Consider the following 23,154-nt stretch of genomic DNA (forward strand, 5'->3'; position numbering starts at 1 on the left):
ATACTCATCCAGAACCGTCATCGTGACCTGCGAGCGAGACTAAATCTCCATGGTTTCATGCTGTGTCTTCTCGACGACTACATGCCGGCAATTGCAACTCTAGCGCTGGGGTCGCCGTAAAAGCAGTAGGCCACGTACGTGTCGCGCCCCGAAGCTGGATCGTATCCCTTCGCGCGCACTTTCCTAAAAATCTGGGCGACGGTCTGGCCCGGATTCTGTTTGATTTCCTGGTAAAATAAAGTGGCGATCTCGTGCGCGATCGTGTCTTCGACGCTCCATAGCGGTGCAATAACCGCAGTTGCGCCGAGCTTGATGAAGGACGCGACAAAGCCTCCCAATCCGACCAGAGAAGGTATGATGCGTCCGATCTCACAAGCGTTCAGAAAGATGACGGGGCGGGTCTGAGCGAAGAGCTCCCCTAATCCGTCAATGCCGAGGATGTTGGACGAGCTGAGTTCTTCGTTGTTGTCCAGCCGAATACACTGGATGCCCGTGGCAGTATCCTTGCCGTGGCAGATAAAATGGATAAGGGAGCGGGAAACAGTCCCTAACTCCTTTCCGACGCTCTCGAACGAAGCAGGGCGAATGATGTCGCCGGGATACTGCTCGACGACCATATTTGCTTCATTCAGGGAGTTCTTGAGGATCATCGTGCCCGTATAGGCGGGCGCTATGATGGAGGAATCCGTTAAGCGCAGGGACCAGGCGGGGGCGACCGTCTTCTCGTCCGTCCATCGACCGATCTCGAACTCAACTCCGAGTGGGAGCCGTCTTGAGAAAGTCGGAACCGCCCTGTTGGGAATCATGAGTTCCCAAGGAATGAAAGGCTCAGCGCTGACGATCGCGATCGTCCTCAGCGGCGCCTTCGCGTCGATCAATGCCCAGAACACCTCGCGGAAGATTTCCGGTGAGGAGTCAAACAGAATGGCGCCAACGCCCTTCAGCTCGGCGATCAGTTGCACTCGCGGCGTACCGGCTGCCGTGAAGCGCCCCATAAAGCCGTTGACGAGTTGCTGAGTAGTGCTCTGAAGATTCCAGGGTCCGGTAATTGGCGCCCGATACTTCTCCAGATGCGGAGTGCTTACGAAGCACCAGAACGATCGCCCATCTCGGCTCGGGTCAGCCGTGATTGTCACCGTCAAATCGGCAACGGGAGCGCCGTTCATCGGAACGACAAGGGTGTCGTTGGCGGGCGGCGACTCCGGGATGGTGTGTCCTGCAACTTCAATCGTTCGCGTGACTTGGCCGACGGATCTGGCGTCCACAAAGAAGTTGACCCCAATGAAGGCGATCCCATCTGTCCAGGATTCCATGGGCTCGACGATCGCTTCGATCGGCGGAAGAGCAATACGGAGATCTTCCCGCCACCCCGCCGCGGCCTCGACGGCGCGAGAAGTTTCGCCGGCCAAGGGGGCGGACGAATCAAGGTAGACGTCGATGTTGAATTCGGTGCCGGGCTGTAATGGAAGATCCTTGTCGACGCCAACATGAGGCGTTCTCTTGACTGTGATGACCGGTTGTGGAGCTGTTGGGCTGGCTTCTTCAACCGCTGTCGGCCCATCGTCGCGTCTTTCAGTGCGCGGACTACGGCCGCCAATACCTCCGCCGTCCTGTCCGCCACCCTGATCAAAATGGTGGTACCAGGCGCCCCTCCACCTGCTTGCACCACCGTCGGGTATGCCTCCGGGGCGAGGCACACTATCAGTGTCGAAGTCCACCTCGAGTTCGCCGCTGTGGGGATCAAACCCGGGGTCGTATCGACCGCCTCGAACCACACCGCCGTCCGGTATAACCGGTATTGGTGGATCGTTTTGAAGCCTATTGAAGCGAAGCAGGGCCGCACTATCGGCCTCTTTGACTTTTGCACGTTCGTCCGGTGGGAGTTCCGTCATTAAGTGTAGGCGCAGCTCGTGCAGGTAGGGGTACGCCTTCACGAACCAGTCGTCGGCGGCTTCAAATGGCTCGAACACCGCCAGTGCCGACTGGAAAGCCCCTGAACTAAAAGTCGCGACCGCTTCCGAAAAACGCAATTCGGTGATGGCGGGCGCCTGTGCCATGGGTTGCATCATGTTTAACTGAACTGCTCTTGCTTGGTTTGAAAGCCTGTTTCGTCGATATACCTTGTGGTCAGTGCGGGCCCATCGAAGTCCAAGACCGCGAACCCCATGTAAGCCCACTTTTCCGGCCAATTGCCGATGAAGCGTCGGTCCTCGAAGGTCGCCGGCTCAACGTAGGGATCTGCCTCCGCGTGCGTCATGTAGACGGGAACGCCGCCATGCCCGATCAAACGAGGGTATCTCACTTTGCCGTGTGAAGAGTAGGCGATGCAGCGGTGCTCATGTCCCCAGAGAGCCGCGTCGATCCGGCCAGAATCCAGCACTCGCTTCAATTTGGTTCTCAGCACGGCCCCAACGGTGTCAGATGGCTCGTAAGCGCTGAAGAACTGGTGATGCGAAAGCAGCATCGTCTTCTGCTGGTTTGCTCCGACGGTGTCTTCAACCCATTTAGCCTGAGGATCGCGCAGCCCGTTGTCATCGTAAGCCGTGTCTAGGCCGAGGATCTGCCAGTTCTTGTTATAGAGCCTGAAGAAGCTCGATTTGGCTTGTTTGGCAAAGCGGGGATCGGCAAGCAGGGTATCGTAGTAGCCATAGCCTCCGGAGTACATGTCGTGGTTGCCGTTGAGGCTCCACGAGCCAATCCGGGTCTGCTCTGATTTGTGGACGGGCCAATAGGGAAGAAATCGCTCTTGATATTCGAAGTCCCAGCCCGAGTAATACACATCGCCAAGGTGTATGACATGGCAATCGATGTCGCTGGCCAGGCATTCGTCAACGTACTTGCGCATGGCGACAGCTGTGGCTTGTGCGCGAGGAAGACCGCTTCCCCAGTCTCCAACGATTACCAGGCGACAACGATCCTTCATCTCAAGGGCTGGAGCCGACGTTGCATTGAATGCACGTGGATTTTTGAACTTCTGGATGCCCATTGCGATCAATGAGCTAACCCAGCCTGGGTCCGTAACCGAGAACTGATCGAAGATGCGCCGGTTGATCCGGGTCCCGGTCACAGGATCAGTCTGGTCGCCACCATCGCCTCGACGCCCTGTACCCGGTTGGTCGACGGTGGAGGCATTCTTGTGTGCAATGTATCGCTCAAGTGCGCTCTGCGTGATGCTCAAAACGGGATCGCTGCTGATAAATGCCCGATTGGCCAATGGCGATGGATCGTCACCACGCCTACCAGAAGGTGGGATATCCGAGGCTCGAGGGCCGGAAGGAGCCGCCGCCTCAGCTGCCAATGATCGGTCAATCTCAGCGGCTGCCGCTTTCAAGTCGTCGTCTGAGACTTGGACTGGAGGTGTGTCGACGTCACCGCCACGCCTGCCACCACCGCCGAGAAAATCTCGCACGATCTCGAGTTGTTTCAGCACGAAATCTCTGTCGAGTACTTCGGCGATCATTCACTACTCCATGTGAATTCGAGCGCAACAGCTATTGGCCCGTAACGGAAGGGAGATCGTTTAGTTTGATGGCGAAACCTAGCATGATTTGGTCGACTCTCGCGCCAGTTTCGTCGAGGCGACCTCGCCGGTAGTTGCCAGAAACAGCGTAGTTTCCATCCTTGTCGATATTGTAAGTCACCGTGGAATCGAAAAGATAGTAATTCCGTGGCGACAGAGCGTCCTGAAGGAAGCTGTAGCTGGCGACCAGGTTGAAATTCTCAAACCACGATGGCCACAGGCCAAGCCCAGAGACCGGCTGGATCTCAAGTCCAACTCGAGGGCCAACGCGAAGGGCTTGGCTGTGATCAGTAAAAACCGGCTGCGTGATCTTGCCAGCCTGGCTCATATAGTCGGCGCGCAATTTGTACAACGGCGCCACGTTGAAGTTAAATAGCGGATAAGGCGCGTTGATGAAGTTCGCTGTGCTGACTGGCTCCCATTCCCCTCGCAAGTAAGTCGACTTCAGCGCCCCTTCAAAGTCGGTGTTTACGCCCCCTTTGAGCCGAAAATAATGATCCGTCGGTTTTTCCTTGCCGACGTTCGCGAGCACAGTCTCAGATACCAAGCCGAAGGAAAGATTGTTGACGTTGGACGATACTTGGGAAGCGTTTGAATTCGATACCTTGTCGAAAGAGATATAGGGCGCTAAGGCGAAAGCCGGACGAACTGAGTATCGATCTTCTTCCTTTAGAGGACCGTAGTGGCCGTAGATTGGTACGACGACAACCCCGCGAGCCGACCAAGCGGTGTTGAATGACACGTTGTCACGGTTGTAGGAGAACTGCGCTCCGGTGACATCCTTGGTCGGCTTGGGAGCGGTCAGGGTATTAATGTCTTCCAGCGATTGCCGAACGAGGACATGTGCTTCGGTCCGGAAACCATCGTCAGTTCCTGTAGGACTCGGCTTCTTTGGGATATCGCTTGGCGGAGCGGCTGCGGGGATTTTTCGTCGTCCGCTTTCGTATTCCGCAGCCTGCGCATCGATTATGTCCGATTGCTTCTTTACGTATCCGAGCGCCTATCAGTTGCTGCCGGTCGATCGAATAAACGACTATAGCACTTTGCGGGACTCGCTTAGCTCCAGGTTAGCGAGCATCGTGTCGCTGACGAGTTCGTTGCGCTAGCCGCAGACTGGCCGAGATGATTTGTTATCCCGATCTTCCAGCACTTGCCGCAGGTCCTCGCCTGAGAGCTCCGCCTTGCATTCAATGAGACGTGCACCTGGACGAATGAGGACGGGAGGTCTGACCATCTCGCCTTTTCCACTACTTACTCATCATCATGCAGTTGCCGAAGCTCCCCTGGAGTGGACTGCGCCAAAAACCCTTCTGGATCAATCGAGACCGAAGGGCGAAGTGATCGCCTCGTAGTCCATGAAGGTCGTCATGCAAGTCCTTTTCCATTTACTGAAGCTCCTTTGGAGCGGGTGGGTTGATCATCGAGATGATCAAAGGCCAGTCGAAGCTCCCCCCCCGCGGCTGCTCTGAATCCAATGCGACTTGCTCCTGAGTAAAAGCAGACCCGGCGGGTTGATCATCTCGCCCGTCGGTATGCTCCCGTACGTATTGATCGCCGAGCAGTCCCTGAAGCATCCCTGGAGAGAACGGCTCTCGATCAAGAGCAAATTCTTCCGGATCGATCGAGAACGGCAGGGCAGGATGATCGTCTGTTAGTCCGTGGAGCTCGTCATACAATTGCTTTTCCAGTCGCCGAAGCTCCTCCGGAGGAGTCGATGCTTGATCGAACCCAACGAACTGTTGGACGAAAACCCGCGGCACGGCTTGACCATCCGGCGGGTCAATCGACATCGAAGGGACGAAGTGATCGCCTCGTGGTCCGTGAAGGTCGTCATGCAAGTCCTTTTCCAGTTGCCGCAGCTCCTCTGGAGGGACGGAGACTGGCGAGTCGCTGGGTTGATCATCGAGATGATCCAGTACTCGCCGAAGATCTGCCTGAGGGAGCCGCTCCGAATCGGATGCGACTTGCTCCTGGATGAAAGCCGAGATGGCGGGTTGATCATCTCGCCCCTCGGTAAGCTCCTGTGCGTCTTCATCTTCGAGCAGTCGCCGAAACTCCGCTGGAGAGAACTGGTCTGGATCAATGATAAACTCTACTGGATCAAAGGAAAACGAGGGGGCGGGGGGATCCTCCGATTGCCGCTGAAGCTCGTTACCCAATTCCATTTCCAGTTGCTGAAGCTCCTCTGAAGGTAGGGAAACTGGCAAGGGGATAGCTTGGTCATCAAGATCGTCCCACAAGCGCCGAAGCTGCTGCTCCTGAGGAAGCTGCTCCGGCTCGACCGCGACCTGTCCTTCGAGGAGAGCCGACGGGACAGGTTGATTGTCGTGTCCCTCCTGATGCTCCTCTTGCCGATCAGCTTCGTACGACGCGCGGTGCTGCGCAGCGGCGATGTCGATGCGTGTCGGTTCTGTCAGTAAAGCGCCTTCGGGATTGATGAGCGGCACGTTCTGAGGGGAAGGATTGAGCTTAGCGCGAGTACGCCCTGGACGCACGATGGGCACGACGGCCCCCGTCGACCGAAAGGTCCGCAGATGCTCTAATGCTCTAGCAAGTCTGTCGCTATTAGAGGCACCGCTGAACTCGCGCATGTCACTGCCATCGCTCAGCGATTTGCCGTCTAGCCGAGCAACAATGCTTGGTTTGTTTTTTGCGAAGAGCCAACGGCTATAGCCAATAAGAGAACCTGCATGCTGCTTCGCCGTAACGGCAGCCATCCCGCCCTCAATAAGCGCCTCCTCAAGCCTGAAGATATCGGTAGCATCCTCGGGATAGAGAGGCCGTCTGTCCCACTGACCCCGGATTATGACGCCCGTTGAGGCGACCGGCATTGCTCCGCCACTTCCTCCGGAAGTGGTGCTTGCGCTCGGTTTCCGATATACTTGAACTTCTTCCAGATCGTTCAGCGTCCTCCGTCTTTTCGCTGCTCTCGATTGAGCTGTGTCAGGTTCATGATTGATGGCGGCCTCCTCGCTTGCCAGGAGATTGCTCCGGGCACGTGGATCCATCGCTTCATCCGGGGATTGCTGGCCATCGTTAGATGCGTCGTTCGCTGGGGGGAGCGGGCGCGGTCGCCCGCGAGAAACCGAATGACCGGAATCATGAGATGCACGAAGCACGCCTACGCCTGTCTTCATGAGGGCGTCTTTCGGAAAGTAAGTATCTAGGTGAATAACCAGGGACTGGTGGTCCCTTAGGTTAGTCGTTTGGCCACGGCGGCGGAGATCATTCGCCAGTCGACAAAGTGCCTGAGTATAAAGCTTGACCGTGTTCGGTTGTAGGTCCTTCTGAGCCTTATATTGAGCAATCGCTCTGTCGATAAGGTCGCGGTCTTCAGCAGATAGATGGGGATAGGAGCCTCCAGCGCCGACGGACGCAGGTTCGGACTGCCTTGTCTCAGCCAAGTGCTGCTCAAAGCCTTCTTGTCCGGCTTGGCTCGTCTGCAGCTCTTTCGAGACGTCGTGCTGCACCTGCGGCCAAGCTGGCACGTTAGACGGGTCGAAATCTTGCGGGTCCACGCTAACCTCTCCTCCAGGATCACCTGAACAGGTCTGCCTAGTCGGGCAAGCTTTCGAGAACCTGACGTAGTTAAGGTGCCGTACTGGAGGTTATTGGCGTTGGCCAATCCCGGAAATGACGGCGTTCGATATCAGCCTCTTCTCGGCAATCCCCTCGATCGTCCCTACAGACCTAACGTCGTCCATTTTGCGCAATCACTTACAGCTGGTGTCCCTTTACATCCGGTGTAACCGGCTCATCAAACGCAGATGCAGGACCGATCCTGCAAGCAGATCGCAGAGTTCCGCTTTCCGGGGGCACGCGAAGGTGGCAGCAGAACGGCGCTTGCCATAATCAGAAGAAAACCAGCGTAGACACCAGCAGATTGAGGGCGTGCTCGGTGTGAAGAGTATGTGTGACGCTTGTCGGGTTGTGGATGTATGACAGTCCGGCGCTTGCATAGATGCCCGGGGCGAGATGGGCAGTATATGTGCCCGTGATCGCTAGTGTATCGCGATGCGCAAGCTGGCCTTTAGCCAAGGCAGCATCCACGGCAAACTTGCTCCAGGTCGTGTTGCCGGCGACGAGCGCAACCAGATCCTTGGGGCGACTATCAAACGGCCCTTTCGTATAAAGACGAAGCTCGTAATACTGGCTGATCCTGTTGAGGTCAGGCGGAGCTGCCATGACAGAGAATCCGCCATAGAGTCCGCGAGACGGCGACCCAGTGGCATCAGTTTGCCAAAATTGCCGGTCCGCAGCGATGTACTGAAAATTGTTGCCGCTCACTCGCTGTTGATCCGGGTCCGCCAAATTTTTGTAGCGGCTGGTGTTGAAACCAGTGCCGGCACGCAGCCATGTGTCGGGTGATCCAGGAGCGGCCTTGCTCCTGTAGCCGATCTCGTCGACAAGAAGCGTCCCCGCATTGGCCGTACTCCAGTTCAAGCCGGCGGGGTTCTCCTTGATCTCGGTATAGGGACCATCCGGACTGATTGAGCGCTGGAGTGAAATCTTGTTGTAGAAGCGATCGTCAAAATTGTACTTCAGGTTGACCGCCGGCGTGGGCGCAGCATTGGTGCTCACCCCTGCCTGGATCAAGGCGAACATGTTCGATCCGGTCATCCCTCCGAACAATGTGCCGGTAAACTCATTCTGGTTTCTCAGGTAACCAAGTTTGAGTTCGAGTTTCCTATCGAGGAAAGTCTGGTAGTAGGCGAGTGTGTTGAGCCCCACTCTGTCAGGCCCCGGGCGATCCCACGTCCAGTATTGCTGTTCGGCTCCGACGACAATCTGGCCATCGGGAATGCCAAATCGGCTGAGATCGTAAGTGACGATCAAGAAGTTCGCCGAAGCGAAGGTCGGGTTCTGGCCCATGTAAAGCTGGTTTGCGATTGGGCTTCTCGCTGCATTCGGCAGCTGATTATCTACAAAAGCGTTGTGTGTCCAACCGATATAGCCAATGCCGACATCTGCCAGCGCGGACCGAACGCCGCCGTTCTCCTGATCAATCGTATCTGCAGGACCAGGAATGGCGAGCCACAGCCCTTTTTCACGCAGATTGTCGTACCTGGCGAAGGGATCGATGGGCTTTTGCGCTCGCGTCTGAGCAAATCTATCGACACCGCTGCGCTTTTCAAAAGACTTATCGGCACGTGCCGCAGACGATGGGCGCCGAGGCTGGATTGCTTGACGCATCATCTCTGTCCGCAACTTTGTCGCCGGACCGGAAGCTTGTCTCCTTTCGCTGGCTTGATCTACAGCGTCGTTCCCGGGATCGAACTCGTCACCGGTTTGTGCCCGCGCGGCGTTGCCGAACAGGCAAGCCGCCAGCGAAACTGCGACAGCACGTCTGCATCGCTTGCCGATTGGCCGAAACGTGAAAACAGATGCCAAGGCGGCCGAAGACGTTCGAAGCGACGTCGCCGCAAGAAACCAATCACGCATAGCGTACTTCAGGTCCGTGTCAGCCGGTTATGATTGGAAAGAACTGTCGCCTGATTGGCCGAGAGTGGCATCCCAACACTTTCACTTCCGAAGAGGCAGCAGATGATCTGCTCTGCAATTAACTTGCGCATCAGGCCGGAGCGCCGAAAGAGAGCAGTGCGCGCCGGTGCGGCAAGAGGTTGAGGACGAGTGCCTTTACCCCCGCCCTCACTTTATGAACACAGCCAGGCTGCTCGCCCCGGGACAGAGCAGGCCGGCGTTGGCGGGTACCTTGCGGGAAGATCCCTTTACTGACGAAGGGGTAAGCACCAGGAAGCAAATCTCGTGGTGCACGAGGCACGGGTTCATGGAGTTTTGTGATGCGCCAGACAATCGACTGGATCTGCGACCAGCTGCCTCTGGAATGTCTGCGCTCGCAGATCGCACGACGACGTCCATCCTGGTGGTCCCAGATGAATGGACGAAAGAGCCTTCGAGCGGCTTTGGTGGAGGCGGGCGAGCAGCTCGCTCGGTAAGGGCCGCTGGCACCGCCGAATCTGTCTTGCATTATGGGTCCTTCCCGTGCGCGGCTTTCATTGGTCCCGCTTGGCATGTGCCCGTGATCTCAATCAACCTGCTGAGATTGGTAGTTGATCGTGCGCAATGGTTGCCCTCCCTAAGAGGAATTGAGGCTCAGCCGTCGCTTAAGCGGCGCGTCTTGAGTGAAGCTGCAGGTCCTTCAAGGCGCGCAGGAAGCAAATGGGCAAGCGGTCGAGGAGGACCGCGAATATGACAATATCGACAGTCGGGACCTCTGGAGCGCGCGAACACCGCAAGCCCTCGGATCGGCGAAGCAAACCGGTCGAAAGAGGAATGCTGGACGAGGCGCGATGGTGATGATTGACGATGCGGTTGCTTTGGATTTACGACCGCTCTTGCGAGGGCCGTCGCGAGGCATTTTCCGAGTTTTGGTGCTTCTCCTTGTCCTCGTCAGCTCCAGTGCGGCTGGCGCTTGGCTTTGGGCCGACTCCGAAGAATTTGTCGGGACGCCGGAAGCCCACCAAATCGCTTCAACGATGAGCACGTCACTGGATGACAGGGCTTCCCTGTCCGAGATAAAATGGGCACAGCAGAAGGCTAGCGACGAGATCGCAGAACTGAACCGCCGGATCGATGCTCAGCGGGAGGAGCTCAAAGAGATCTTAGATCAGATCACCGCGCTGACTTCGAGGTTTGATTCCCTGCAGAATTCAGCGCCTGTCACTTCTACGCCTTCCGTTTCCGCCCCGCCGTCCGCCCAGGCTGCTTCGAGCCGGGCCAAGAAACGGCTCGGGCAGTCCACACCACAAGGACCTGTTTCCGTTGGAGGGGCGCCGGTGATCGCAGCACCAAAGGCAAGCGCGCCTTGACGTCGAAAGGCCGCGTTTTTGCCACCATACCTGTTGTTCCGCGCCAGCTATAGCGCAGTCAATCGGACCAACCCTCCCGCTTTGATTAAGCCGTGCGCTCCTTCGCGATGCGCATATCCGTGGCCTGCTAATAGGGGGCGCGGTCGAGGTAAGCGTCGAACGCGGCAGCAACAGCGCGAATGACAAAACGGTGCTCTGGTTTGACTCGGAGGAAACCCTCTTCGATGTCCAGTATCCCGTCTTCGGCAAGCATTCCCAGACGGTCAGCTGAACCGAGAAAGGGCATCGGAGCAAATCCGTGGGCGGCGCAGATTGCCGGCACGTCGGCCTGCAAGTCACACATCAGCCGCTCGATGATTGCGGCCCGAAGGCGATCTTCGGCGGTGAGGCAGTGGCCCTTCGAAGTTGCCAGATGGCCAGCACTAATCTGTCGGCCATAGGAACTGGTTGCCGTCTCGTTCTGCACGTAACCATCGCGCAGACGGCCGATGGCTGACGGACCAAAGCCGATCACTGTGTTACACGTATCGGCCGAATAGCCCAGCGAGTTGCGGCGCAGCCGGCCGGTTTTCTGCGTGTGCGCGAGCTCGTCGTCCGGGAGGGCAAAATGGTCGAGCCCGATTTGGCGATATCCGGCGGAGACCAGCGTATCTGCCATGGCTGCAGCTTGCTCGGCGCGCGCTACATTGTCGGGCAGCGCTGTCTCGTCGATCTGGCGCTGACGTTTCATGTAAGAGGGAACATGGGCATAGCCGAACACAGCAAGGCGGTCGGGCCGCATGGTCAAAGCCGTCTGCGCTGAGTTCACGCAGGATTGCACGGTCTGATGCGGCAATCCGAAGAGCAGGTCGAAATTGATACGGCTTATTCCATGTTGGCGAAGGCGTTCGACCGCAAAAGCGACCTGCGCTTCGCTTTGGAGACGGTTGACCGCCCTTTGAACTACGGGATCGAAGCTTTGCACGCCGATGCTCGCGCGGCTGACGCCCGCTAATCCCAAGGTTTCCGCCATCTCGGCCGTGAACGCGCGGGGGTCGATCTCGACGGCGAGCGCGGTCGATTTGCTGAACGCGAAGCAGCGGCGCAAAAGCTCCATCAGAGCCAAGAAATCGGCCGGTGGGATAGTAGTCGGCGTGCCGCCGCCGAAATGCAGGTCGCGCACCGGAAGACCGTGAGGCGTTTGCTCTGTGACCAGACGAATTTCCTCACGTACCGTCAGCAGGTAATTGCGAATCGGCCGCTCGCTGTGAGTGAGGCTTGTTGGGAAGCCGCAATACCAGCAGATCGACCGACAGAACGGAACGTGAAGGTAGAGCGATACGGATTCGTCAGGCGGCAGCCGCCGCAACCACGCCTCACAGGTCGTGGCGCCGACCGCAGCAGAGAAATCCGGTACCGTTGGGTAGATGGTGTACCAGGGCAGGCGAGCATCGCAATACTTGTTTAGGAGTGAGGTCTGCAACGCTTACCTTTCCGCGCTGATAGGCTATGAGGCTGACGGATATCCTCTGCTCTGTCTTTGCGTTAAGTCAAAAAGGCACTGCCCTTGATCTTGAAGCTCGAGACCCTTCTTCGATGTAGCTGCCAGGACAGCCTGCGAACTGGGAGCGGTGAGAAAGTCGGGCGTTAGCCATCATTTGCACCCGGTAAGAGAACACATGTCTCACATGAGCTCGGCGGCCCGGGCTCGATCCGCCCAATCATTGTGCGCAGGAACAATCATTCATCGGAGCGCACATTGCGTCTGCATTCTCGAACGCAGGGGCTTTTGCGACAAAGACAGGATCCAAGGCGTTGCCGGCGGCGAACCAGTCGGCCTCAGCCTTTCAAGGTGTTTTCGGTGAAAAAGCTGATGTGGATGCCCCAGGCGTTCGATCGAGCCAGGAAATCACGCTAAATCCGATTGGTAGTCCGTGCCACGCTGGGCCGGCAGCACAGGGCCAATCGGCCAGGAGGGCTCATGAACCTGAAAGCACCGGCGGTGGGCGCAGCGCATCAGCCTATTCTCCATTGCCCGAACTGCAATCATGAAATTCACCTCACCGAATCTCTTGCTGCTCCCCTGATCGAGGAAACTCGCCGACGTTTTCAGCGACAATTGGCGGACAAGGATGCCGAGGTCGCCCGCAAGGCCGAGGCCTCGCGCCATGAGCAGGAGCAACCGGCCGAGACAACGCGAACAGATCGAGGATCAGGTCGCCGCGCGCCTGGCGGCCGAGCGCACCGAACTCGTCGCCATGGAAGCGAAGAAGGCTCGGCAGGCCGCGGCGGCCGAGCTGCTGGCAAGAGCTGCCGAAGCGGCCGAGCTTCGTCAAAGCCTGGAGCCAACAATGCCAAACTTGCTGAGGCACAGCAGGCGCAGGCCGAACTGATCCGCAGGCAACGTGCCCTTGACGAAGAGAAACGTGAACTCGATCTGACCATCGAAAAGCGCGTGCAGGCCTCAATCGCGGATATCCGGGCCAAAGCCAGGCAGGAAGCGGACGAAGCCGCCCGCTTTCGAGTGCTCGAGAAGGATCAAACAATCGAATCCATGGCGCGGACGATCGAAGAGTTGAAGCGCAAGGTTGAGCAGGGCTCGCAGCAATCCCAGGGCGAAGTCCTTGAGCCCGAGCTCGAAGAGCTGCTTCGCAGCCGTTTTCCCACTGGTACAATCGAGCCGATCGGCAAGGGAGAGCTGGGTGCGGACGTCGTCCAGCAGGTCAACGGTTCAATCGGTCATCCTGCGGGCCTCATCCTTTGGGAATCCAAGCGTACGAAGGCATGGAGCGACGGCTGGCTCGGGAAACTGCGCGACGACCAAAGGCGGTGTGGCGCAGATGTGGCCCTCATCATTTCACAGGCGCTGCCGAAGCACGTCGAATGTTTCGATCTGATCGACGGAATATGGGTTGCTCATCCCCGCTGTGCTGTTGCGGTCGCGATCGCGCTCCGTCAGGGGCTGATTGATTTGAGCAGCTCGCGCCTGGTGCAGCAAGGCCAGCAAACCAAAATGGAGCAGGTGTACCGGTATCTGACCGGCACCAGGTTCCGCCAGCGGGTAGAAGCTGTCGTTGAAAAATTCAACGACATGCGAGAAGATCTCGACAAGGAGCGCAAGTTCAGTTCATGGGCCGATAATGGGCCAAGCGCGAGACGCAGATCCTCTCTGTCATCGAATCTACCGTTGGCATAGTCGGTGACCTTCAGGCGATCGCCGGCAAGGCGATGCCGGAAATCCCGAGCCTCGATGCACCGCTGCTGGAATGCTCGGCCCAATCGGAGCGCAAAGCGTCATAATCAAAAGCGACGCGCAGTTGAGCTTCTTTCAGCTTCGATTTCATACATCCTGTGCGAACTGACAGGTGGGCATGCTACCGTTCGGCTCGCGCCTGGCACGTCCCCCTCGCGCAATAGCCCCTTTGCCGCACGTTGCACGTAATGGCGAGAAAGCGCCGGCGGGTCTCGGCGTCGATGTTGTTTTTCTTACGGTAGAAGGGCTCGTCGAGGAGCGATAGTCGGCGCTTCTATTGAAGCTACAATCTGCCGCATCGTTGTCAGTCGCGCATTTTCAAACCTGCGCAGACGGGATTTGAGCCCATTTGCATTCAGCGACTTGGGTGGGAAACGCTTCGGAAGCGATGTCGTGTTCCGATTTGCGTTCCGGGCTGCCTAGGTTGTGCAGGATAAAATGGTATAGGCGAACGAGGGTAGGGATAGTATTTAGCGCGGCGTCTCCGGATGCAACGAGCAGAATGCTCTTCAAGCTGGGATTGTCAGATAAGGAGTCTCGGTCGATGAAACTCAGGGCACGAGATCGTACAACGTGACGTAACGTGAGTTTCAATAGCCGTCGAACCGGCTGAAAAACTTTTTTGCATTGCACCTCATAAGTATGGATGAGCCTCAATTCCGCCACGCCGCTTGTCTCATTGCGCCAAGCATCGTCACGGATGTACTGATGATGTTGGGGCTGTCCCGGCGCACTTCAAACCCCGGCAGGTGCGTCGGGGCGCTTTAATTCGGCCGCGCCATTGTGAGCGCTGCGAGTTCACCAATTCCCAACCAAGCCCCAGGCTGTGCCGGAATCGCAAAGCGCGGGCATTGTCAGCTTCTGTACTCCCCGGCACGTCCAAGTCAGACGATACGCGTCTGTTCTGCTTCACGGCCTCAGGTCATTCGTTTTGGAATCGTTCCGGCTATTGTCATGGCCCCCGTTGGTGGAGCACGATGACCGCAACGACAGCCGCAGCAAAGGCAGATCGAACCGCATCTAGGTGCGAACCAACTGCACGCCGGCAATGAGCAAAACCGCTACGAGGATGAACCTAATAGCTGTCTGGCTCAGCCATTTCAGGCCGATAACCGTTCCTGCGACGGCTCCTCCCAGTGCGGCGATTGCGTAAATGGCCGAATCCGAACACGGAAACTGGCCGGTGAAAAGAACTCCGACGAAGCCCACTGTGGAATTCGCCAGGATGAACGGAGGCGACAGCAGGGTGACTTGCCTGGCTGACGCCCACTTCAGTGTCATGAGCGCAGGCGCCAGGAATACTCCACCGCCCACGCCGGTCAGACCCGAAACAAACCCGACGACCGCTCCAATGCCCACGCTTCCCCAGAGCGGAGTGTCGAAAATACGATGGGCAACGCGGCCGCGCCGAACAACCATCACAGCGCTTGCCAAAAGGAGGACAAGACCAGTCAACGTCCTGTAAACGTGCTCCCCGAGCACCAGCAAGCTGCCGGCAAGTGCCGCCGGCATCGATGACAATAGAAGCGGCCGGAGCGCCATCCAGTCGATGAATTTGTTGCGGTTTAAGAACCACGTGGAATAACTCGCGACAACTATGTTGAGGCCAAGCGCCGTCGGGCGCATCTCTGTGGAGGGCAAGCTAGAAAACGCCATAAGCGCAAGGAACGCGGTTCCACCGGCTTGGCCAACCATTGCATAGAGCAGTGAGATAATCGCGAAGAACAGAGAAAGCATACTTCACCAACCCTGCGAAAAGTTTTTCGCTTGCCTTGCACTAACTGCACGCAGTCCCAATTGTCGTTTCGCGAGGGAAGAAGTCCAAGCGAGCGCTTACTCGGATGCCGCGCGGCAGCGCGCCGCAGTTGCACCGGCTAAGGTTCCCGCACGATTGCCATTTGTGGATCGGCTTCTTCGATTGCCAGCATTGGTACTTGACCAAGGTGTGAAAGTGGTACGCCAGCGCCCGGCTGTTTGAAAGGCGCTTGGGAGCCGCCGCGCCGAGCAGCGCTCTTTCCAGGCCGTGGGAGCCCAGCGCAAGTGGCGCTGTCGCGTTTCCTCCAGTGTCGCCATTGCTTCAAGCGCTCGTGCGCCGAAACCGGGCTCTTGCCTTGAATCCCTGGTATCGAGGATTGATTTTTGTGAGGGCGCCAGTTGGTACGACACTTGCTGATCCGCGCCCAGGTCCTCTCCCTTATGGAGATGCGCATGCAAGGTGTCCTCTGCGGCCGGCAGGTGTCGTTTCTGCGCGCATCTCCCATTGCGCTCCCGGCGCACGGATCATCTGTGCCTTCAATTCAGGTGCGCTGGACCTCTTCAACGCGCCTGATCAGGCGCCGGACCGTTATATCACGCGGTCACCTGCTGGTGCGGCTCTTCCGCGTTGCTCGCAGACCGCATTCCCGACGCCGTCGAAGGACGGAAGATGAGCGAAGAATCCGCGACAGCAATTCGCAGGATGAGGAAGAAAAAATGACCTTCCTGTCAGCAGGAAGCAGAAGGCCGATGTCCGAACTGCGAAGGTCGAGCCCGGCACCGCCAAGTTGGCCAACGTGCTCCATCTCGCTTGAATCGCGAAGGTCAACGTTCAGGGTATCATCGCGCTCAACCTTGAGGCAAAGCCAGGCGTCTTTCGGGCAGGACAGTCGCTCCTTACCATTTAATCTGAGGAGAGCCGATCTTGTCATTCATGGCTGCTTTGGCCGCACTATTAAGGGAGCATCGAGGGCACAGACCATCAGACGAACGACAATGCGGTGATCGCCTGCTTGGCCAGCGCGTCATCGGCGAGCAGGACCGATCGGACGGAATTTGACGGCGCTTCGGTTGTGGCGTGCCGTCGGGTGTCCGACGAGGATAGCAGCTGGATCCTGGCGTTTGACGGAACAAGCTGGCGGAAGGCGAAAAATTCGGGAATGGCGTCTGACGCAGCGCGCGCTCCAGACTTCACGAAGCGCAAACCTGAGAGTTCAGCTCATGGAATGGAATTTGGCTCGGCCTGAAACAAATGCAATCGAACGCAGCGACGGCGAGCCGGATCGGCGTGCCGAAGCGCCCATCGTGGATCTCTTTAGCTTCACCGAATGCGCAAACCAGACGCATTCGCTGAGAGCGTTGTTCGATCTTCTTGTAAACCGTGCCACCGAGGAAGGATTCAGTGAAGTGGCTTACGGAGCCCTCAACTTCGTCGAGCCGCTTCGGTTGGCTGAGTATCCACCGCCGACTGTCGCTGTGAATTGGCCGCCGGCCTGGTGCGATCGATACTTCAAACGCAAGTACCACACCATCGATCCGGTGGTCCGGCGGACGCCGATGCATTCGCGTCCGTTTCTGTGGGACCAACTCGCTGACCATTGTCAGCTTCAACCGGACGAGAGACGCGTATTAGATGAGGCTAGGGAGGCCGGGCTGAAGCATGGCATGAGCGTGCCTCTATTTGGCCCGTTGGGCCAAGTATCTGTGGTGTCCTTTGCGTCTCCGTCCGACGATGCTGATCCTCAGAATCGCATCGGTCATCTCAATGCCTTGGCTTCGCTCTTTCACAGCGCCTATGGCGAGATTGCTCGACCCTCTAATGGCGGCTGCGGGAAACAAATTGCATTGTCGCAACGGGAGATCAGTTGCATGCGGTGGGTGGCAGAGGGGAAATCGTCCTGGGAAATTGGGAAGATCCTAAAAATTAGCGAAAATACGGTCAATTTTCATATCAAGAATGCAATGCGAAAGCTGGGTGCGACCAGCCGGATCCAGGCGACCGCGATAGCCATTCGCCTCAATATTCTTTGAGATTCCATCCTCACTGCCAGGAAGTGCCATTGACGGCCAAGCCCTGGCAAGGCTCATGTCGTTCGAACAGTGCTTCGTTGAGACAGGCGACGGGAAACTCACGTTGCGTGAGGTTCTGGAGTTCGACGACGCATGTCAAGCCGACTGGCTTGATGTCCTCGGGTGTGCCTGCGGTCTGCTCCGCCAGCCAGTGATCTAAGCCTAGACGAGCTCGAGCCCGTTCCGCTGGCTGGTTGCGAGGCGGTAGGGCAGCATTTCGAGAAAGAACCCCGACCGTTGGTCGGGGCTCTCGATTTAACGCTTGCGCGCGTGGCATTCGCTATTTTGCAAACGCTGGGCCGAATTTGTAGTTGATCCGTGCCGTGACAAGGTCGATGTCCTGGTGAACGCGATCGAAGCCAACGGACGTGGCGAAGCTTACGTTGCTGCCCTGCATGAACAAGTGATTATACTCGAGGCTAGCCGACCAGTTCGGGGTCAGGCCGACTTCGGCGCCAGCGCCGAGCGCGCCACCCCAGCGAACATCGTTATTCCTGCCAAGCGCGGTGCCAGCAGCCGCTGAGTTGACGTGATAGGTGTTGCTGGTCACCGCCGCACCGCCCTTGGCGTAAAGCAGCACGGCATTGAACGCGTAGCCGATATGGCCGGTGAGCAATCCAAATGCATCTGTCTTGGTGCCAACGGTGTCCGCTGGGAAGGCGGTGCTGACATTGGAGCCGCTGAAGTCGGCCCAGTTGCCCTGACCTTCGATGCCGTACACCGTTCTGAAGATCTGCCAGCGATAGCCGATCTGGCCGCCGACGGTGCCGCCGGTCGAATTATGGCAGCCCTCGGAAGTGATGCCGTTGAAATTCCAGCAATTGTGACTCGAGCCCCAGCCGCCATTGAGACCGATATAGTAGCCGCTCCAGTCGTTGATCGGGGCTACCACCGGCAACGTGGGCGCCTTGATGTTGACAGGCTGCCCAGCGAGGTCAGCGCCGAATGTGGGAGTTGCAGCGCTGAGTGCGATGGCTGCGGTCAGAATAAGCAAATTCTTCATTCCAGTGTCATTCCTTTTGATGCCCCCGGCGCCGTGCGTCTTAACAACATGATTGCGAATTGCTGTAACTGATGCACAACATTCCTCCGCAAGAAATGAGCCTAAACGCACGGTGCGTCAGGTTGTGAGGCGCCTAACTTGCCACGCCTCGACGAAAATGCAGCGACATTGATAGGGCGCCTCGTGGCGCCTTTACCTGAAGGCGATGCGATCGTGATGGCACTGTGCGACGCAATGCTGCGAGCGCATTTGCTGAAGCGCCGCCACAACCAGGTTCCTGGCGATACGTCCAGCTGCGCGTCGTTCAGCGGGTCTCGTCATGAGCCGCACAGATGAAGGCGTCCTTATCGGGATGGGATTTGGGTTTATCTTGGGTCAGGAGTTCGTGTGGCTACTTAAGATTGTGGTAACGTCGGAAATGACCCATCAGAGGCATTGATCGATCTAAGGACATCCTGAACGTCCGGAGCGGTATCTCGCGAGCTGTAACTGCTCTTTGCCGCGACAGGAAAGCCAATCGAGCCGGTGCACCGCCAAGATCGTCTGCTGCAGAATGTTGGTCACCGCGCTGGATGAAGCCCGCATCGAAATTGCTGAGACGCATGCCAAGCTGCCACATACGGTGCGCATTGTGTCACGTCGGGACAATGCGTGCTGGTCCCGCCTTCGTTGCCGGTGTGCTCCCGTTTCTATCCTACTGCTATGGGGACCACGAGAGCTGCACGAGCAGGGCTCTCTGACGCAGTCGTCAGTATAGAGAAGATGAGCAGGGAAAACTCAGCTCGACCACGACCTGCCCCTTCGGAAGTTGACGAAACCGTCCCGTTCCTGCCGGTAACAAGGGTGGCGGCTAGCTAGAGGAACGAACCACCTACTGTTTGCTCTGCAACGCCAGTTCCGCTCGCAAATTACGTATCGCTTCGTTCGCCAGATACAGGGTATTCCGTTCGCCGGTCCTGATCGAACACTCCAGTAATGCTCTCAAGCGGCTGTGAAGAAACGTCTTGAGATGGTGCGCTAGAACTGGGTCCTTCTCGACAAAGCGCCACGCTTTTTCAAATGCTATACTTACGATAGCGTCTGGCGCTTGCACCTGGTCGGATATGACCTGATCCATCTCGAACCTCCTCGACTCCTGGCACAAGGTAAAAGATTTGTCCGAAGCGTACCGACGAGCTGCGGCCTGTCCTGTCCGTCAAGAAGTCGGAGCCACAGCCAAAATGTGTGTCGCGCTGCTTGCGGCGCTACAGCGAACTTTATAATGCCGCTTGTTGAAGTCCGGATGACCGAATGTCGAAGTGCCGGCGCGAGTCGAACGATTCTGAATTGGCCGAAGAGACCCTGCGTTGACATTTGTCTCTTTGCGCCCCGCATCTTGTTGCCCGGCGTTCGCCCTTCACCGGGCCCGCACTCCCAAGAGTCAGTCGAACTAGAGCCGTCTTACAGAGCAGGTCGTTCGCTACCTTCTAAACGTTCAAGGCTAAGAAGTGTTCTGGGAGATGTCGTATGCGCCCTTTATGTCGCGGCCAGCTGTGTGGCTCATTCTCGACAATCCGTTCGCGTGGTTCCCGACATGCGTCAACAGCCTGGCCACATCCGCCGGTTTCTTCGTATGGCACCACGTTTGCGATACGATTCTGCTCCGGATGGGTCGCACCAAAAAAACAGGACAAGCTATCGCGACAATTGCGTTGATCTGCCAGGAGCTCGTTCTGGCAGCGAAATATCAGGTGGTCCGCAACTTTAGAATACGGCTGCCGCGATCAGGGGGCAGCTTATGCTGCCAAGATCCGAATATCGGAAGGCTCGGTCAACCGTGCGGTGTCTCGCACGAATGGAGTAAACGGCGAGTGTGTAAGATGCCATGACCAAGCGTTTGAGGTGCAGTCCAGTGGAAATCGGATGGATGTCTCGCCCCCGAAGCGAAATGATCAGCACGTGGGAGCGGCTCATGCACGTAGCGGTGAGCCGCGGTCTCGAAGCGGCCTTATCCGTGGGTAGGAGAGCACAGCCACGGTCAGCCCAGCGATGAAGCTCTCGCTGAGCGGCCGTCAATCGCAGAAGGCAAAGCGGCTCTCAACCCGCTGCACGTGCCAGAATCAATCTGGCAATCCGCATCTGGTTGGCCGGAGTGCGCAGTGCAGGCGGTAAGGCGGCCACTGCCTGATCGAGAAGGCGCCCCAAGATTTGAAGCTCTTCTGGATTGTAGACGCCATGGTCCCGTCTTATTCGCGCTGCTCGCCCGCCGCCAGGATGGCCACCGGTGCTCGTATCGCCGAGCTGGCCGAGCTCCAGTTCCGCTGATATCATTTCGTTCGTGAGTGCGTTGAGCAGCTGGATTGCCTCGAGCTCGTTGCTTCCTTCGCGTACGAGAGTTGCCACGATATCGAGTTGTAGGTCGATGCGATCCTCAAGGTCCTGCATGCGCGAATTCGAAGGGTCAAGTTCCACAGTGTTGCTCCAGACCAATTAAACGAGATTGACGTGTAGTTTTTGTGTGCGTTCCGGTGTGCGAGGCAGCCGATGCGGTGCGTGACCGAATTGCCGCTGCAGAACACAACTCGCGCATGTGCAACCAAAGAAAGGGACAGGCTGGTCTCGCAGAAAGACCCGAAGGAGGTATGGTCGCTATAGAGCGCTGTGCGCTGCGTGGTAGAACGCTCGTCCTTGAGTGAGCTATCGAGCCGGCGCACTCCAAGCTAGCGGAGCTCGCAGGAACGCCGTTGGCATAGGCGGAGCCCACCAAGCAGCGTGGAGCGAATGGGCGGCATGAGAGCCCCGCGATCAAAGAGCGCAAGTGGGCGGCTAGTGTTGTCGCATAGCCTTTCGCGTCGCCGAAATCGACGTCAGTACGCGCCGCTGATACCTGCACGTCCTTTTTGTGTTTAAGGAGGTCAGATGGCTGACGTCGCATTACTTGAGAATCGCAACATCGCGGACGTAACGGGGCTGTCCACTTGGTCAGGCCGACAAGCCTTGCCGAGGCTGGCACAAGAGGCAGTGCGCCTGCCTGGCTTCTATGCGACGCACGCATGCAACCCGGCCAATGCGCGTGAGAAGCACCTAATCGTCGGAGACGCCTTTAGGATGACGAAATTGCTGTCGGCGACTTCGAATGAGGGCCATACGGTTCGGCGAGCCATCCGGCTGAAGCTAGGCCGCTGGTAGCGCGGTTTCAAAGGTCGAGGGATATCGTTGGTGATGTTGGCGCGAAAGGCTTGAGCCGGCTTGCGACTGGGCAGAAGGCAAAGGGGGTCCATGGTTACACGAGCTTCGTCAAAGGTGCTTTCCGGAAACCGGTGAGCGACTATGGTGCATTTGGCTGAAATCCGTAAAATCTAAAGTTTTGATGGGATGCATCCAGTCCGCGGATAGTGCACGCGACTATCCTTGACCTGCTCTGGACGACGCATAGGACAAGCCCGCATACGGGCTGAGCCGGTTTGTCATGCCAACGCTATTCAACCTGTCATGTCGCCGCCGACGACATCGGCTACCCGGCCGGCAAAGTGATGCTTGAGGTCGCGCCTATATCCTTATGGGTTTGGGATCTGCCGTCGAGCGAGAAAGAACGCCTTGATCGTACGCCAATGGCACGTACGGCATGCCAAGTAGGGGCCGGGCATCCCGCAGTAGCGAAGTTGAATAGACATTGTCAGCCAAAGCTATCGATGATTTCGGCTCTGATCGCGCTCGCGGTGTATAGTGACATGTCGAGCGGAAGGTTCCCGAATGCAAGCTGGCAGAGTAGGTAGTTGGTACCTGCCTCTTCCATCTGGTTAAGAAGCTGCTGTCGGGCGGAAGCTGGCGTTCCGACGACGCACAATTGGCTCTCCAGCGCTGCATCAAACGACAGCGGCAGGGTCGGCGGTGTCGGAGTGGTGTTCAACTCGTAAAGGAACTTAAAGCTATCCAGCCATTGTCCATAAGCGGTTTCGGCAGCCGCATGAGCGTCTCCCTCAGATCTCGCAATCACGATCATACGGGCCAACCCTAGGAATGGCTCTCGATCGTCCGCGGCTGTGCAGCGCGCTCGACGCCAACGAAAAGCATCCGTAATGCTTCGGACAGCAGAGGCGGGGCCGACACACGCCAGATTTGCACCATTTGCCGCGGCCCATTCCGCCGATTCGGTCCGATTGCTGGCGATCCAGGTCGGTGGATAAGGGCGCTGATGAGGCCTCAAAGTTAAGGGTACATTGTTCAGCTCAAAATGGTTTCCTTGGTAGGATAACGTATCGCTCTTCAGCGCAACATTTAAGATTTCGCTGGCTTCCATATAGCGGCTTGGCGCCGCGCCTGCGCTGATGCCGAAATAGCCCCATTCGATCGGCTGGGCGCCGCGCCCGATACCGAGCTCGAGCCTGCCGCCGCTCAATTGATCAAGCATGCAGATCTCTTCGAACGCGCGCAATGGATGATAAAGGTTGAGCAACAAAACAAGCGGACCAAAGCGAAGCCTCCGGGTGCGCTGCGCGAGACTTGCTAGAAACAGGTTCGGCGAGGGCCCTCTGCCATGAGGGGTGCAGTGGTGCTCCGCTAGGTGATAAGCGTAAAAGCCCAGAGAATCACACGCCTCCGCCAACTTGAGACGATCTTCATACTGTCGCGCAATGTCGCGGCCGTCGTCGTCCAAGTGGTCAAAGATTGCGCATGTCAGTCTTGAGGGAAGGCCGTGTTTCACTCGATCATCTCCGATTCTGGAATGGGAGTCCTGGTTGCTTTGTGCCTTCGGCCTCAAAGA

General features: G+C 57.6%; 13 protein-coding genes and 1 pseudogene. 3 read left to right on the forward strand and 11 right to left on the reverse strand.

Going from position 1 to position 23,154, the window contains the following annotated elements; all coding sequences use genetic code 11:
• Positions 1-77: 77 nt before the first annotated feature.
• From ACVI1L_RS24835 to ACVI1L_RS24855, 5 genes are all read right to left on the reverse strand, one after another.
• Positions 78-2,057, reverse strand: a complete 1,980-nt coding sequence (locus ACVI1L_RS24835) for a CHAT domain-containing protein (protein WP_456784087.1) — start codon at positions 2,055-2,057, stop codon at positions 78-80.
• A gap of 14 nt (positions 2,058-2,071) precedes the next feature.
• Positions 2,072-3,460 (reverse strand): metallophosphoesterase family protein, encoded by a 1,389-nt coding sequence (locus tag ACVI1L_RS24840; protein ID WP_253640627.1) that lies wholly within the window; start codon positions 3,458-3,460, stop codon positions 2,072-2,074.
• A 31-nt stretch (positions 3,461-3,491) separates the two neighbouring features.
• Positions 3,492-4,262, reverse strand: coding sequence for a hypothetical protein (locus ACVI1L_RS24845; protein WP_456784088.1), 771 nt, complete (start codon positions 4,260-4,262; stop codon positions 3,492-3,494).
• A 643-nt stretch (positions 4,263-4,905) separates the two neighbouring features.
• A complete protein-coding gene (locus ACVI1L_RS24850) occupies positions 4,906-7,038 on the reverse strand; it encodes a hypothetical protein (protein WP_456784089.1) in 2,133 nt (710 codons plus the stop codon).
• 334 nt (positions 7,039-7,372) lie between these two features.
• Positions 7,373-8,962, reverse strand: coding sequence for a carbohydrate porin (locus tag ACVI1L_RS24855; RefSeq protein WP_456784090.1), 1,590 nt, complete (start codon positions 8,960-8,962; stop codon positions 7,373-7,375).
• Positions 8,963-9,663: 701 nt separating this feature from the next.
• Here ACVI1L_RS24855 and ACVI1L_RS24860 point away from each other — a divergent pair.
• Positions 9,664-10,350 carry a hypothetical protein gene (locus tag ACVI1L_RS24860; protein WP_253640623.1) on the forward strand — a complete coding sequence of 229 codons (687 nt, stop codon included), beginning with the start codon at positions 9,664-9,666 and terminating at the stop codon, positions 10,348-10,350.
• Between the two features lie 127 nt (positions 10,351-10,477).
• Here ACVI1L_RS24860 and hemN read toward each other — a convergent pair whose 3' ends face one another.
• Entirely contained in the window at positions 10,478-11,812 is a 1,335-nt protein-coding gene (gene hemN, locus ACVI1L_RS24865) for an oxygen-independent coproporphyrinogen III oxidase (RefSeq protein ID WP_456784091.1), read from the reverse strand.
• A gap of 498 nt (positions 11,813-12,310) precedes the next feature.
• On the opposite strand from hemN, the pseudogene ACVI1L_RS24870 reads away from it, so the two are divergent.
• Positions 12,311-13,629 (forward strand): annotated as a pseudogene (locus ACVI1L_RS24870) (DUF2130 domain-containing protein).
• Positions 13,630-14,602: 973 nt separating this feature from the next.
• Here the strand turns inward: ACVI1L_RS24870 and ACVI1L_RS24875 are convergent.
• Positions 14,603-15,319 (reverse strand): sulfite exporter TauE/SafE family protein, encoded by a 717-nt coding sequence (locus ACVI1L_RS24875; protein ID WP_456784092.1) that lies wholly within the window; start codon positions 15,317-15,319, stop codon positions 14,603-14,605.
• A 1,323-nt stretch (positions 15,320-16,642) separates the two neighbouring features.
• Between ACVI1L_RS24875 and ACVI1L_RS24880 the strand changes: the two genes are divergently transcribed.
• Positions 16,643-17,368, forward strand: a complete 726-nt coding sequence (locus ACVI1L_RS24880) for a helix-turn-helix transcriptional regulator (protein ID WP_253641083.1) — start codon at positions 16,643-16,645, stop codon at positions 17,366-17,368.
• A gap of 319 nt (positions 17,369-17,687) precedes the next feature.
• On the opposite strand, the gene ACVI1L_RS24885 is transcribed toward ACVI1L_RS24880, so the two are convergent.
• The 4 genes from ACVI1L_RS24885 to ACVI1L_RS24900 all read right to left on the reverse strand — a co-directional run bounded on the left by ACVI1L_RS24885 (position 17,688) and on the right by ACVI1L_RS24900 (position 23,094).
• A complete protein-coding gene (locus ACVI1L_RS24885) occupies positions 17,688-18,410 on the reverse strand; it encodes an outer membrane protein (protein ID WP_456784094.1) in 723 nt (240 codons plus the stop codon).
• Between the two features lie 871 nt (positions 18,411-19,281).
• Complete coding sequence (locus ACVI1L_RS24890; RefSeq protein ID WP_253640619.1) at positions 19,282-19,527, reverse strand: hypothetical protein; 246 nt, start codon at positions 19,525-19,527, stop codon at positions 19,282-19,284.
• Between the two features lie 959 nt (positions 19,528-20,486).
• Complete coding sequence (locus ACVI1L_RS24895; RefSeq protein ID WP_456784095.1) at positions 20,487-20,834, reverse strand: NolY; 348 nt, start codon at positions 20,832-20,834, stop codon at positions 20,487-20,489.
• Between the two features lie 1,231 nt (positions 20,835-22,065).
• On the reverse strand, positions 22,066-23,094 hold the full coding sequence (locus ACVI1L_RS24900) for an LLM class flavin-dependent oxidoreductase (protein ID WP_456784096.1): 1,029 nt from the start codon (positions 23,092-23,094) through the stop codon (positions 22,066-22,068).
• Positions 23,095-23,154: the final 60 nt, after the last annotated feature.

Source organism: Bradyrhizobium sp. USDA 4516, from assembly GCF_054055915.1.